At 37.8% G+C, this 14,805-nt stretch carries 9 protein-coding genes; 5 read left to right on the forward strand and 4 right to left on the reverse strand.

The window, feature by feature from the left end:
* Positions 1 to 85: 85 nt before the first annotated feature.
* Positions 86 to 4,180: a HEAT repeat domain-containing protein gene (locus ASJ81_RS21135; protein WP_095646087.1), complete on the reverse strand. Its 4,095-nt coding sequence runs from the start codon at positions 4,178 to 4,180 to the stop codon at positions 86 to 88.
* A 212-nt stretch (positions 4,181 to 4,392) separates the two neighbouring features.
* On the opposite strand from ASJ81_RS21135, the gene ASJ81_RS21140 reads away from it, so the two are divergent.
* Both ASJ81_RS21140 and lon read left to right on the forward strand, forming a co-directional pair.
* Entirely contained in the window at positions 4,393 to 4,812 is a 420-nt protein-coding gene (locus tag ASJ81_RS21140) for a MarR family winged helix-turn-helix transcriptional regulator (protein WP_095646088.1), read from the forward strand.
* Positions 4,813 to 4,882: 70 nt separating this feature from the next.
* Positions 4,883 to 7,273 carry an endopeptidase La gene (gene lon / locus ASJ81_RS21145; protein ID WP_095646089.1) on the forward strand — a complete coding sequence of 797 codons (2,391 nt, stop codon included), beginning with the start codon at positions 4,883 to 4,885 and terminating at the stop codon, positions 7,271 to 7,273.
* Here the strand turns inward: lon and ASJ81_RS21150 are convergent.
* A complete protein-coding gene (locus ASJ81_RS21150; protein WP_095646090.1) occupies positions 7,249 to 7,488 on the reverse strand; it encodes a hypothetical protein in 240 nt (79 codons plus the stop codon). The two genes, lon and ASJ81_RS21150, sit on opposite strands and share 25 nt — an antisense overlap.
* Positions 7,489 to 8,115: 627 nt before the next feature.
* Between ASJ81_RS21150 and ASJ81_RS21155 the strand changes: the two genes are divergently transcribed.
* On the forward strand, positions 8,116 to 8,604 hold the full coding sequence (locus ASJ81_RS21155; RefSeq protein ID WP_095646091.1) for a thioredoxin family protein: 489 nt from the start codon (positions 8,116 to 8,118) through the stop codon (positions 8,602 to 8,604).
* A 78-nt stretch (positions 8,605 to 8,682) separates the two neighbouring features.
* On the opposite strand, the gene ASJ81_RS21160 is transcribed toward ASJ81_RS21155, so the two are convergent.
* On the reverse strand, positions 8,683 to 10,362 hold the full coding sequence (locus tag ASJ81_RS21160) for an ABC1 kinase family protein (RefSeq protein WP_095646092.1): 1,680 nt from the start codon (positions 10,360 to 10,362) through the stop codon (positions 8,683 to 8,685).
* A gap of 189 nt (positions 10,363 to 10,551) precedes the next feature.
* On the reverse strand, positions 10,552 to 11,550 hold the full coding sequence (locus tag ASJ81_RS21165) for a hypothetical protein (RefSeq protein WP_245860418.1): 999 nt from the start codon (positions 11,548 to 11,550) through the stop codon (positions 10,552 to 10,554).
* 620 nt (positions 11,551 to 12,170) lie between these two features.
* On the opposite strand from ASJ81_RS21165, the gene ASJ81_RS21170 reads away from it, so the two are divergent.
* The gene (locus ASJ81_RS21170) at positions 12,171 to 12,839 is read left to right on the forward strand and encodes a flavodoxin family protein (RefSeq protein WP_095646094.1); all 669 of its coding nucleotides are present in this window, start codon (positions 12,171 to 12,173) and stop codon (positions 12,837 to 12,839) included.
* 1,147 nt (positions 12,840 to 13,986) lie between these two features.
* Complete coding sequence (locus ASJ81_RS21175; RefSeq protein WP_095646095.1) at positions 13,987 to 14,682, forward strand: hypothetical protein; 696 nt, start codon at positions 13,987 to 13,989, stop codon at positions 14,680 to 14,682.
* Positions 14,683 to 14,805: the final 123 nt, after the last annotated feature.

Genomic DNA, 14,805 nt, shown 5'->3' on the forward strand with positions numbered 1-14,805 from the left:
GGTGACTGGAGGTTGCAATAAATCATAAGTTAAAAATCCAGCAAAAAGAAGGGCACAAAAGAGAGTCTAAAAAATTATAGTTCGATTACTTTTTTTCGATGTTTTTAGTTACTTCCGTATTTTCATCACAATCAGTGGAATCCAAAGAAGTTTGAACATAATCAACTTCAATATTTTCAGATTTTACATCCCCAGAAAAGTCTTCACTAACATTTTTTACATTTGCATTTTCAGAAATTGAAGGATCTGTTATAGTTTCAGATAAAACATTCTCTTCTATTTTCTCTTCTGCCTCTTCACTCCACCATTTTTTCAGTTCCTGAACTGCAGACTGTCTGACATCATTATCCTCATCATTCATTGCACGATCTTTGATAATATTGATTGTTTCAGGATCGTCATGCCAACTACGAGCAAGTTCTTCAATAGCACTCATCCTTACTTCTGGACTCTTATCAGCATTTACATGTTTTTTGACAAGGTTAATGGTTTCAGAATGTTTATAACAACCAAAAACAACTTCATTTAAAGTGATCCTTCTTACAAAACTATTTTCATCATTTATAACTCGATCCTTGATAAAATTAAAAGCTTCAGGATTATCACCCCAACCAAGAACTAATTCTTTAATAGCGGCATATCTGACAAAATTAGTTTTATCGTTGACTGCACAATCTTTGAGAACATTCAAGGTTTCAGGATCGTCATGCCAGCCACGAGCAAGTTCTTCAATAGCACTCATCCTGACAACATAATTTTCATCATTAATTGCCCTATCTTTGATAATTTTTAAAGTTTCAGGATAATTATGCCAGCCAAAAGATAGCTCCTGAATTGCAACAAATCTAACATCACTATATCTGTCATTGATTATGCACTCTTTGATAATGTGGAGGGTTTTAGGATAATCGCGCCAGTTACGAGCAAGTTCATAAACAGCAGCTTTTCTAACATCATCATTATTATTCATAATCCAACTTTCAACAATACTAAGAATTTCTGAATCCTCATGCCAACCATAAGCAATTTCATGAATAGCTTTTTCCCTCACGCATGACTCTTCATCATTCATCACAAGGTTTTTGATAATATCTAAGGTTTCAGGATCGTTATGCCAACCGCGGGCAAGTTCCTGTAAAGTAGCCATCCTGAATAATTTATCTTTATCTTTCATGGCGCATTTTATAACCTTGAGTGTATCAGAATCGTTATGCCAACCATTAGCAAGCTCCTTAATAGCAGTACTCCGTAAAGAACTATCTTTTTCTTTAATGGCGCATTTTATGATCTTGAGAGTATCTGGATCATTATGCCAACCACTAGCAAGCTCCTTAATAGCAGCACTCCGTGAAAAACTTCCTTTATCGGTTGTAGCAAACTGCTTGATAACCTTTAGTGTTTCAGGATCATCATGCCAACCACGGGCAAGTTCTTGGGTGGCAATACTCCTTACAAAATCTTCTTTATCATACATTGCCCGATATTTAATAATCTTTAGTGTTTCAGGATCATTATACCAACCATGTGCAAGTTCATGGATAGAAACACTCCTGACTGAAGGGTCATCATCGTTCATTATCCTATCTTTTATAACATTGAGTGTTCTAGGATCATCATGCCAACCACTAGCAAGCTCCTGAATGGTAGCAAATCTAATTGTATGATTTTGATCTTTAGTAGAAATGTCTAATAAAAGCAAAAATGTTTGTTTATTTTTTGGAATATATTTTCCAATTGCCAAAACAGCCAATAATCTAGAATCGTCTCTATTTGTTATTTTACTTAATAAAGCTTCATAAAATAATTCAGAATTCGAACCTATTTCAGAGACAAATTCTGCCCATGAATCATTTAGTTCAAAATTTAAATTTGGAGCAACAAAAAAACTGGGAACTTTGAAGTAGTCCATGTAAATTCTAGACTGCTTAAATTGATCAATGATTATATCTCTATAAGGCCATTTTTCACCTATTGTTTTTGATGTAGGAACAATTTCTTCTGCCAAAAACTCTTTTATATCCTGCGTCCAATGTACCATTTCAAACAATTTGAGTACTCTTTCAAGGAGTTTCTTTGCAGTTCCTCCAATTGCATTAGGATTTCGAAGTTCGCTCAAACATTTGACTGCTAAAGAAATATTCAAGGGAGGTCTGTTGCCAAACCATTGGGGATTGTATGCTTGCATCAGACATTCGATAATTTCACCGGCAAATTTTTCTTTCATTCCGCATACAAGGCTCAGGACTTCATGCCATGTGGGATCTTCCCAGTATTTTTCAAAATAATTTGATTTGAGTGTTTCCGGATCAAGTTCCCGGTTGTCAAATTTCTGAACAATATCCATTGCACAGAAATATTCAAGGAAAGTGCGGTGGATGAATCCGTAAAAATCGGCTCCGTAAAGACAGAGAATGAAATTTACTTTCCTTAACTGGTCAATAATTGATTCTGCTATTAATTTTGCTTCAGATGGATTTTTTTGATAGCGGTTCTGGAGATAAATTTCAATTTCTTGCTGAAGAGTTTTTCTGTGAATGAAATTACCAGCGAGTCCTTCAGGACCGGACTGCATTTTATAGGCGATTTTCATCAGAAGTTCTTTTTTGTCATCCTCTCCAATGAAATCCATATCTACAGAGCTTCTATTCAGGTGTTTGTTAACTTCCCAATTTTCTACAAGGACGCTTGCAGCATGATCGTAAAGTTTCCACCTCTCTCTAGGAAGTTCCTGGTGCTTGCCTATTATCGCCAGAATTGTCAACAGGAGAGGATTTCCGGCAAGTTGTCTTATTGAAGGGGAATTTTTAAGAGCTCTGGTAATCCTTAACTTTCTATTTTTGATTTCTTTTTCATCAACAACTAAAGGATACCACCTGTCAAGAAATGTTTCTATCTGTTTTTCTTCAAAGTCCTGAAGTGTAAAGTGAACAAAACCACCATCATCAAGGATTTTACGTTTATAACCCACGATCCTTGAAGTTACAATTACCTTGACTTTTGGGTAGTCAAGTGTAAATCCTACAATCATATGGTTTATTCGTTCCCATTCTTTTGGATCAAAAATTTCATCCAATCCGTCAAAAATTATTATTGCTTTTCCGTCTTTTTTAAGGTAGTTATCAACTTCCCCTTTTGTTAAACTGTAACCTTCGGTATCAGCAAGGTGCTGAAAATAATCAAGAAAAGTCTTACACTCTTTTTCCACAGACAAGCCTGTAAATTCCCTGAGTTCAATTCTGAGGGGAAGATGAGAATTGAAAAGCGGTGAAAGTTTTTCATCGTTATTGAGTTGTAAAGCTGATAAAATAATATATTTTGTAAGCGTGGACTTGCCAGAGCCAGGATCCCCAAGAATTACGATATATTTGTTTCTTTCATCACTTATGACATCAAGTACAGCTTTTGGTTCCTTTGAATAGTATGACTCTTTTGCGCGCTTAACATCTTCAGCAGTCAGACCATCGGGAAGACATTCTTTTTCAGGATCCCATTCTTCATGCATTTTCTTCCAAATTTCTTTTGGAAGCTCAACCGGTGGAGGATTTTCTCTTACACTTTGCTCTACAAACACACTGCTGAGCTTGATCCTCAGATAATCTTCTTTTGTAGATGGTGTGAGAGCATCTAGATCAAGATTACCATATCTTTTAGAAACAGCTTCTCTGTACTGTTTTAGATCAAGCTCAGCAATTATCTTTTCTTCCGGAATTGAAGTTCGACTCTTGGTTTCCCATTTATAAACAGCGGCTCCTACTAAACTGGCAAGTTCATCAGCAGATTTAAAAGAGCTAAATATACATTTGGTGTATAGCTCATTTCTTAAAGCTCTTATTTTTTCTCCATCTTTTCCTATATCTACAAATTTTGATGGCCATAGTGCATCTTCATGGAGCAAAAATATTAAGCATTCTTTTCCTGCTTCTACTGCTTTTCGATACTCAAGTTCTGTAATGGATTTGTCGTATCCATAAGGTGTATAACCATATCTCCATGCAAAAATACCGACGTATAGCTCACAAGAAGCAACGTCTTCTAGACATTTATCGACAGGTATTTTATCCTCGGCAACAAAATCTTCCATTGCTATATTTTCATGACCCATTCGCCTCAGATTGTGCATTACCTTCTCACGGCATTCTTCCAGATCCTTAAACGTAGAAGATACAAATATACGGGCCATTTTATCCACCAATCATCCAGCTAATCTTTCCTGAACTAAATCAAAGTGTGAGGTAGTTAAATCTTTTGAATTTGTTTGATTTTAAAAAATTACCTCCCATGCATTTCTTGCAGTATGGATGAAAATACGTTAACTTTGCAATCCCTGACAGAGGTTATCCCACCAAAAACTATTTAATTAGGAAAAGACTAACTAACAGAACAGATCGAGATATGATGGAGAAAAAAGAGCGTTTGTTTATAGTTTTTGAAAACCTGATCAAAATCAGAAGCGAATGCTCCTGTCAGATCTTCTCTGAATGCGGACTATCGGATATTACTCTCAAGCAGATTGGATACCTGAAAGTCATTGACGAATGTGGGGAGGTAACATTCAGTAAGCTTGCCAGAATTACCAGCAATTCAAAGCCTACCATCACCGAGATGATTAATAAATTCATCAAAATGGAGTGTGTATACAGGGAGAAGTGTCAGGATGATGGCAGAATTTTTTACATTCGTCTGACAGAAAAAGGGCAAATGTTAGCCCGTGCCGAAGAGACCGCTTTATTGAAGGTTATTGAAAGAATGGCGAACTCACTGAATGAGAAAGAACTCGATAAACTTATAGAAATCCTTAGAAAAGTAAGGTAATTTTTTTGTTTGCAAAAATAGTTAGGTTAAATTAAACTAAATACTTGAGATGATAATTGAGACGATGACAATGTATTCACAACAAGCTGACGATAACAGAGAGATACTGGTTATACCCCTTTTTGAGATTGTGGTTTACCCTCAAAGCCGGACAAAACTCATGGCTGACAAAGTTACCGGCGAAACACTATTTAATGAAATGAAAAATTCCGAGTTCATTAATGCTATCGGGCTAACGGTAAAGAGCGGTATAGAGGTTTCAGACCTATCAGAAGAGAGCCTGTATAGAACCGGAAATTTGCTTAAAATTACACATGTACAGCCTGCTGATAACGGATATCTCGTTGTTGCAAAGGCTATCGAAAGGGTAGAGGCAATTTCTCTCTATCGGAAAGATGGGCTGTTCTACACAACTTACAGGCCTGTCCAAGATCTGCCGGATTTCGATGAGGACGATGAGACCGAATTGATGGCGAGTATAAAAGGGACCATTCACGAGATCAGCAACAGGTTCCAGGGCTCCGAACAGTTTACCAAGTCAATCGATAAGATGAACTCCATTGACCAGATAATGGGATTTGTCATGCCGTACATACCTGTGAAACTTGCCGAAAAGCAGAGACTCCTTGAGCTCGCCTCGGTTCGTGAGAGGTATCTTCTGTTCTTTCATATCCTGACAAAGCATAAAGAAAACATCAATCTACAGATCGAAATGGCAAAAAAAGTTACTGACAAAATAAGCAAGTCGAACAGAGAGGCAATGCTTCGTGAGCAACTGAAAGTGATTCAGGAAGAACTCAACGAAGGAGATGAATCGGCTTCAGGCGATGCTGCGTACAGGGAGAAAATTGAAAACTCAACTATGCCTGAGGAAGTAAAAAAGAAGGCATTTTCAGAATTGAAGAAACTCGAAACCGGAGGAAGTCATAATCCTGAAGCCCATGTTATAAGGAATTATCTTGACATTTTGCTTGATCTTCCCTGGATAACCGAGGAGAAAAAGAGCATAGATATTGCCGAAGCCCGTCAGGTGCTTGAGAACAATCACAATGGGCTGGAGAAAGTCAAAGAGAGAATAATTCAGCACCTGGCAGTCATGAAATTGAAACATGAGAAGCAGGGCTCAATTCTGCTCCTGATAGGACCGCCAGGAACCGGTAAAACAAGCCTTGGAAAAAGTATTGCCGATGCTCTGGGCAGAAAATATGTCCGTATCAGCCTCGGAGGCGTCAAAGACGAAGCCGAAATTCGGGGACACAGGCGAACCTACATCGGTGCTCTGCCCGGAAGGATTATTCAGGGTATGAGAAAAGCAGGCACGAAAAATCCTGTATTTATTCTTGATGAGGTCGATAAGCTCTCAGCTTCCTATTCGGGAGATCCGGCAAGTGCCCTTCTGGAAGTCCTTGACCCTGAACAGAACAGCACGTTCTCAGACCACTATCTGGAAATCCCATATGACCTGTCCGATGTCCTGTTCATAGCTACAGCTAACTCTCTGGCAAGTATTCCCTGGCCGCTTCTCGACAGAATGGAGACTATTGAGATTTCAGGTTATACAAAGAATGAGAAACTTGCAATTGCAAAAGACCACCTGCTGCCCTGCATACTGGAAGACCACGGTCTCGATGCGGAGAAACTCAAAATTGAAGATGAAGCCCTGAAAGTAATCATCGATAAATACACCCGCGAAGCCGGAGTCCGTGGGCTTAAAAAGCAGCTTGCTAAGACCGCAAGGTTTGTGTCCGAAAAGATTGTTTCAGGCAAGGCTGAACTTCCTTATGTGGTTAGGGCTGACATGCTTAAAGAAATTATCGGAAAAGAGATAATCCGACAGGAAGAGGCCAGAAAAGAGAATGTACCCGGCGTGGTTACAGGACTTGCATGGACGCCTGTGGGAGGAGATATTCTCTTCATAGAAGGTACTTTTATGCCAGGCAGTGGAAAACTCACTCTCACAGGCCAGCTTGGGGATGTGATGAAAGAATCTGCAAAGATATCTTTGAGCCTTGTCAGGTCACGGCTTGCAAATACTGCAAACAGCTTTGATTTTACTTCAAGTGATATTCACATCCATGTACCTTCAGGTGCAACCCCGAAAGACGGCCCGTCAGCAGGCGTAACCCTCTTTACCGCTCTTACGTCCCTGATAACCGGAAAAGCTGTTGACCCCAAACTTGCTATGACAGGGGAAATAACGTTGAGCGGTGCTGTACTGCCTGTAGGAGGCATAAAAGAGAAAGTCCTGGCAGCTCACAGGGCAGGTATAAAGAAGGTAATCCTGCCAAAAGAAAACGAAAGGGACCTTGAAGATGTGCCTGAGGACGCCAGAAACGAACTTCAGTTCGTGCCTGTAGAGACCATTGAAGAGGTCCTGAGAGAAGCCCTGGATATTGATCTGCCCAGGCCGGTAGTACCGTCATATCCTGGAAACAGTTATGCACCTGCGCATAGTGTATAAGCGTTAAGAAGCAAGGATGGGGTATTACGGTCTAGACCATAATACCCCATCCAATTTTTCCTCGTAATTTTTCTTCCTGATTTCCTCGTAATTTTTCTTCCTGATTTTCTCCTAAATTTATTCTCCCAGATTTTTCCTAATTTTTCCTGATTTTCTCCTAATTTATTCTCCCAATCTATACCCAGAAATTTTGAAAAAAAGTCATTCTTTTTCACAGAAAAACATGTAAAACGACATCAAAAATGAAATTTTTGTTTTAATTAACTTAAATCAGCCAGGTTATATTCATTAAACTCAGGAAAAAAGTGGCTCTTCTACTATCCTGGACTGTTATTAGAGCCCGATTTATAAAAACGAAACTACATCAAAGCAAAAAATCAAAAATCACCATGTTTGAAGTTAAAAACACAAGGATAAAGAATAGATCTTAGCGCTTTTTAGTGCATATCAAAAATTATTATAATTGTAACTTTTATAGTTGGAAATATACACAAATTAACTGATATTCGATATTATAAACTATTGTAACTGATACATGCCATCATTAATTTTTTAAATAGGCTCCAAGTAATAATTTAGTATACACAAAATCAGCTTATTGAAATTTATTTTGACTTCACCTATAAGTATGATAACTAGCTAATGGAAAATGCAACAAGCAATTAATAATCAACAATTAAAGAAAATCAACTCACAGAAGTTAGTTCATTGAATACCAATAAATATGGTCATTTGTTGTTTTCAGACATTTGCTTTCAGTTTTACTGCGGAAATCCATAGAAAATTACTGCAGGAGATCTATAGAAAATAAAACATTAATCATGCAGTAACAGGTGATCGCTATGAAGCAATTAGTTCTATTATCGATTCTAATTATAGGTACGCTTTTTACAGCTGGTTGTACTGAGCAAAGCCCTACCCAGGAGTCTCATGGTAATGGTTCTGTTGTCAATACGACTGAACTTGGACAGATAAATACATCACTTGAGAAAGGCCCGGTCTTTTTAAAAATCGGCGCCGAATGGTGTGGGCCCTGCCAGAAGATGGAACCTATCCTTCAGGAACTGGCAAATAAATATGAAGGAAAAGCAACGATTATGTCCGTAGATATAGAACAAAGCCCTGAATTTATTGAGTATTTCGGAGTAGGCCCTATTCCTGACTCATCTGTGGTCATAGGTATTGAAAACGGAGAATATGTATATATGCAAGAGGATGGAAACGTTAGCAAGAACAGGTTCACGGCCAGAATTCTTGGACTCAGGGATAAGCAAGAATTCGAAAAAGTTCTGGATCTAGCGCTGCAGAAAGAAAATAGCAAATCCCAATAAAACCCACTTTGCAGTAAAAGTTCCAATTTAATAATTTTTCATGCTATCTATTTTTCTGCAAAGTATACATTTGTGAAGTTATACCCGGCCTGTCCTGAAGATATTATATACAAGCCATAGTCCAAAGATGCTGGCAATAACGAAGCTGAATGTGCCAAGAAATGGTACACCCCAAACAAGAGGTCTCATATGTGTCTGAATGACCAGAGAGGAAGCGACAATCATAGCAGAAATAATCAGACTGATAGATAACCGATTACTTGCAACGTCAATCTCGGACGCCAGCTTGTTACCTTCCTCAGATTCAAACTTTATTTTCAAATAGCCATTTTCAGCGTGATCCAGTATATGTGAGATTTTAGTAGGTGCTTTTCGAAAGAGACGCGCCCAGCTTGAAATATTGCTATAGGCCTTACGAGACAGGTTTTGTGGATAAAAACGTTTTTTCAATTCATTTTTTACATAAGGTTCGAGAAGTTCACTAAAATTTAAATTCGGATCAATAATAAGTCCAAAACCTTCAACAGCCACTGTACCTCTTACCAGTAAGGCTATATTATGAGGCATCATAACCTTATGGGCCCTTAAAATACCTATTAACTCTTCAATTATTATTGAAGCATCAAGCTTTTTCAGGGCCTTACCATAGTATTTGGAGCGAAAAGATTCAACATCCACTTTCAATGATCTTGTGTCTGCATAAGAGTCTAGAGAACCCATATCCCTGAGTAATTCGATGAACGCTGAACTATCTCCATTAACTAAAGCTACCATGCCATCAAGAAATATATCGCATACTTCCGAGGAAAGATGACCTGCCATTCCAAAATCAAGAAAAGCTACGGTCCCGTCTTCCATTATAAGGATGTTTCCGGGATGCAGGTCTGCATGGAAAAAACCGTCTTCAAATACCTGCTGCATGAAAGCTTTTACTACTACGGAAGCTATATTGCTCCTATCAAAGCCCTGCATGTCCAGTAAATCCACATGGCTGCCTTTAATACCTTTGATATATTCCAGCGTCAACACACGTGTGTTTGTATAGTCCCAGTAAACCCGTGGAATATGAACCTGACCATTCTCCCTGAAATTGTCTGCAAAACGATCTGCATTCCAGCCTTCCTGAGTATAATCTATTTCTGCAAGAATACTGTGCGATAATTCGTCAACAATCTCTGTTGGTCTGTATAATCTTGCTTCTGGCATATGTTCATCAATAAGTCTGGCAATACTGTACATAATATCCAGATCAGATTCGATTACTTCACTTATGCCAGGACGCTGGACTTTTACGACAACCTCATCGCCATTTTTTATCTTTGCCCGATGTACTTGCCCGATAGATGCACAGGCTAGTGGTTTTTTTTCAAAGTACTCGAACAGTTCTTCAATAGAATGGCCGAGTTCTTCTCTTATAATTAGTTCAACTTTTTCAAACTCAAAAGAAGGTGCATCATCTTGAAGTTTTGCGAGTTCTGTAGCGTATTTCAAAGGTACAAGGTCATGCCTCATGCTCAGTAATTGACCCAGTTTGATATAGGTCGGACCCAGTTCCTCAAGTATCTTACGTACTCTAACCGGGCCTGAAGTATTGAGCCTGTCCACCTTATCTTTTTTATTAAACTTATAGGTTAAGTCCCTGATACTGCTCAAACCTATCTTGTCAACAACATATCCAAACCCATATTTCTGGAGAACCTCAATTATCTGGCCATATCTTTTCAACATGGCATAGCGATGAAGTTTTTTACGTATCATACTGTCATTAGCCTGAAGTTTTTGTGGAAATACTTAATCCATTTCTATAATAAGTTAATAGGGCATGTTATATATGTTTAGTTATCTCTTTCTCAAAGCTCCTGTTTCCTATCTCATTTTTATACTTTTTCAAATTATTTACAAACTCCAATTAGTAGGATATAAAGAAATTGTTTAAATTTCATTAATTCACATCATTAAAGAAGTATGAAAAAATTCAAAGCTGTAAACTACTTCAGGAGAAAGTCCCATTTCTTCAAACATCTCCCTGAAAAACACTCGATATTCCTTTTCAGGTATCGATTCTCTAACGCTTCCGACATGCATTATGATTTCGAGCCTGACCTTTCCTGAAGAATCGAGTTCAACTATGTACCTGTTTCCTGTGTACCTGTTTCCTGTGTACCTGTTTCCTGTGTACCTGTTCCCCTTATCATAAGTTACTACTTTTGCCTCTGGGACAAAATATTTTACTGAACCAACCTGGCTCCCGTCCTTTAAAAAAACTTCTTTCGTATCCGAGCCTATTTTGGGGTATCCATAAAAACCCAAAACATAATTGTCGTAACTGGAATCATCACTGCTTTCCGTAAGATAGGCATATACAGCCGGAAAATTCGGGGACTCGTTCACCTGTATTTCGGCGTCCCATGTCTGGTTTTGTGCAGCTTTCTTCAGAGCCTCAAGATACTTTTCCGAAGCTTTCTCATCCGAGCCAAAGAGAAGCCCTAATTTTTCAAGCATCCAGGAGTCATCAGGAAATTCCGATAGCTGTAAGGAGGACTGGGGATTGGAATGACTAAAATTCGAGACGGCAATACAGGTTCCGACCCCTGCTTCAGTTCCGTTTTCACATGCAAAGACAATAAGCTCGGAGTTCTCGTTATAGTTAAGCCTTATATTCTGCACAAGAGCAGCACTGCCGAAGCTTTCCCGGACCTCAGGAACATCTCCTGGCTCAAAGCCCGAAAAGTTTCCTGGCCAGGGCCATGAACCTTCTACCTCATAACCGGCTTTCTCCGCTTTCGTAAGTACGGAATTGTAATCAAAAGACCCAATATCAACTTCTTCGGAGTAGTACCAGGAACTGTCAAGTAACTCCATTAATAAGAAAGGACCATAGAGAAACAGAATAAATAGAATGAGCGGGAGCAGTAATAATATCAGTATGGCTTTTTGCTTATTCATGAAACTCTCAACTCTGGAAAAACGTTATTAGTAGACTGGAAAACTGTTAGTACTCCTTAGATGCCGATCTTAAAAATATTGAAGTTGATAAATCGAAGTTGATAATCGAAGTTAATAATAGAAGTTAATAATCGAAGTTGATAATCGAAGTTAATAATAGAAGTTAATAATCGAAGTTAATAATCGAAGTTAATAATCGAAGTTTTTCACATTATTAGAGAATATGCGCCAACTTAATAAATAATATGTATATCTTTATACTGGTTTAAAAAATTACTTGTAAACCGAGAAAACACAGGTTAGTAAACCAAAACATCTAGCTCGAAAAATTTCAAAGGGCTCAACAGCCTACCCATTATAGTACTCTCTTCCTCTGCAGCTTTTCGGTCAAAACTCACTACTTCGACTATTGAGAAAGATTTCTTAAACAACTGCTTTCTTTCAAAGTTTTTTTGTGTTTGGCTATGAGAGACTGCCGTAAAAATATGTAATGAAATTTATAATCTTAGTGAGTCCTATAACCATAGTGAACTCTATAACCTAGTGATCTCATACAGAAAATTCAGACCTACGTTACGAATATAAGTGCACAAAAGAGATTGAAAACAAGAGGTAAAGTCATGAAAGTGATAGCAATAAACGGAAGTCCTCGAAAGAACTGGAACACAGCCACCCTTCTGGAAAAAGCTCTTGAAGGTGCAGCTTCGGAGGGTGCAGAAACCGAATTAATCCACCTCTATGACCTCAATTTTAAAGGCTGCATAAGTTGTTTTGCCTGCAAATTAAAAGGTGGAAAAAGCTTTGGAAAGTGCGCAGTAAAGGATGAGCTGACACCTGTGCTGGAAAGGCTGGAGGATGCCGATGCAGTTATACTCGGATCGCCAATTTACCTTGGGAATGCGACAGGAGAAATGCGGTCCTTTATGGAGCGCTATATATTCCCGTATATAACTTACTCTATTGACATACAGACATTTTATCCCAGAAATATTCCTGTTGGTTTTATTTACACAATGAATATCACTAAGGACATTTTTGAGCTGGTTGGGATTAATAAACTTATTGAGTCAAATGAATGGGTTGCAACAAGGATATTCGGGTATTCCGAATCATTATACAGTACCGACACATACCAGTTTGATGATTATTCAAAATATGTTTCTTCTGTCTTCAATCCTCAGGAAAAGGAAAAAAAGCGAAAAGAAGTGTTTCCACAGGACTGCCAGAAAGCCTTTGAGATGGGAGCCAGATTCGTTAAGCGGCAAAAAGCTTTAGAACTAACGAAGTAAACCATATATGAAACCAAAATATCAATAAACTAAAATTGCGCTGGTGCACCCCTCTGCAAGCAAGGGTCATGTTCTCGCTGCTGATTTTCGAATAAAGTATTTATTGAAAATCAAGCATTTTCTTTTGCTTATATGCTTTCTTTTCTTCCTGTTTTTTCCAATATCAGTACAATTTTGATTATATTGCAAGTTGTTCGTCTCCCACAGTTCCAATATAACCTACATTATCCTTCAGTTCATGACCTCAAGCCTGTTTTTTAATTCTGGCTCAGCACCAATAAAAGAATGAATGTGTTAAACGTGATAACCATTGTCGTCAATTTCATAAAGTTCAAACAGTACTTTTCATCAATATCAAAGCGTACATTCTTCAAAAAGTTAATAATTTCTGTATAATAATAAAAGTTTATACAGTGTTTCACATAAAAAGCCGTGCGTTCCCTTGTTTTGTAGCATAGTAATTTGCATGCCTCATTTCTATCTATAGTACAAAAAATAGAAGCTATTTATGACTTATTGGAAGTTCAACCACTTACTGTTAGTAGTTGATTCTTTTGCATAGAGAACAAAGTGTGAGAAGGTAAATGAAGATTTAATGAAAAGTCCTTACATATTTCTAAAACTGGGATGAGTGGACTATGTGTACTAATTGAAACGTTACCTCCAAAATAGGAAACGAAATTGTAAACCCTTTAACTTTATTATATACTTGAGAAGTATTATATAATGGGCAATAAATTTACGATTTTTTGGCTAAAACTAAGTCTAAATGATCTGTAACCAAGATCATATCTTTGTATTTTTTAATAATGATATTGAGAGAAAATTTTCTGGTTCATACAAGGATACCAGGCTATTGGTACACTATTTATGCTCTCATTATAAATCCATAAAGCATTTAACTTAATAAGTTTATTACATCATTAGTAAGTATTATATGACCTGACATATATTTTCTATATAACATTCAAGCAATTGAACTGAAAAGTCAGTAGTAGGAAGTATCCCGATTATGAGAAAAAAAGATGCTGAAAAACTGTTCTTTTAATCAGGACAAAGTGAATAATGACGATGGGATATTTCCAACCAGAGGAAGCATTACAATATAGGTTTTAATCACAAATAGAGGAATTCTTGGAGGAAACAAATGTTACTAAAAGCAATGGATCCTACACAAAATGTGACTCTTGACATTATTCCTGGAAGTACTGGTGATACAGTTACGATTGATTATGTGACACCAAACAGCAATCAGCCAGGCAAATTCGGCAATTGTGTATATTTATGGCAGGCAGGAGATACAGTTCCCTGGGGAGATGAGCCTCAGCAGCATCAGGCAATCAATGGCACATCACGCCAGGGATCTGTAGTTTTTAACAATCTTGATATGGGGAAGAATGACTATATAATCGGATATGCAGTGGGCGGTGAAACAGATAATTTTATAAAATACGGCAATGTCTGCGCTACGGCTTATCTACCCCAAGGGTCGCAGAAAGATACATCTAAAATTCAGTATTTTTCAACCAAAATTGCACCTCAGGTGAATAGAACTAGCATTAATGTAAACTTTAATGTAACCCCAGGTGTGCTGCCGAAGACAAATGGCGCATGGGCGGCATTGTGGCGCAGCAAAACTAATCCTTACCTGAATCCCATTTACGACCAAGTGTCTGCCGTTCCGATAGACGGTGATGAAGGTTCCGTAACTTTCAACGATGTTACACTGGTAACCGGTGTAACATATACTCTGGCGTTCATGATGAGCGGATGGAATGAAAAAACTAATAAGCCAACTTGCCAGACTGCGATTGCTGCCGTAAGCACATTCAAAATCGATTAATACCTTCAAAAAAAGAGAGGGAATTAAATAAATCTCCCTAATTTATCCTTTTTGGGAAATTTATTTTTTTTCATGCCTTTAAATAATATAAAAGGTGAGTTCAAGGAATCATGAGGGAGATAG

The organism is Methanosarcina spelaei, assembly GCF_002287235.1.
Lineage (GTDB): Archaea > Halobacteriota > Methanosarcinia > Methanosarcinales > Methanosarcinaceae > Methanosarcina > Methanosarcina spelaei.

What these genes read in the sequence shown, in the direction of transcription:
- ASJ81_RS21135 (WP_095646087.1), bottom strand. Translation starts at nt 4,180, where the DNA reads ATGGCCCGTATATTTGTATCTTCTACGTTTAAGGATCTGGAAGAATGC.
- ASJ81_RS21140 (WP_095646088.1), top strand. Translation starts at nt 4,393, where the DNA reads ATGATGGAGAAAAAAGAGCGTTTGTTTATAGTTTTTGAAAACCTGATC.
- lon (WP_095646089.1), top strand. Translation starts at nt 4,883, where the DNA reads ATGTATTCACAACAAGCTGACGATAACAGAGAGATACTGGTTATACCC.
- ASJ81_RS21155 (WP_095646091.1), top strand. Translation starts at nt 8,116, where the DNA reads ATGAAGCAATTAGTTCTATTATCGATTCTAATTATAGGTACGCTTTTT.
- ASJ81_RS21160 (WP_095646092.1), bottom strand. Translation starts at nt 10,362, where the DNA reads ATGATACGTAAAAAACTTCATCGCTATGCCATGTTGAAAAGATATGGC.
- ASJ81_RS21165 (WP_245860418.1), bottom strand. Translation starts at nt 11,550, where the DNA reads ATGAATAAGCAAAAAGCCATACTGATATTATTACTGCTCCCGCTCATT.
- ASJ81_RS21170 (WP_095646094.1), top strand. Translation starts at nt 12,171, where the DNA reads ATGAAAGTGATAGCAATAAACGGAAGTCCTCGAAAGAACTGGAACACA.
- ASJ81_RS21175 (WP_095646095.1), top strand. Translation starts at nt 13,987, where the DNA reads ATGTTACTAAAAGCAATGGATCCTACACAAAATGTGACTCTTGACATT.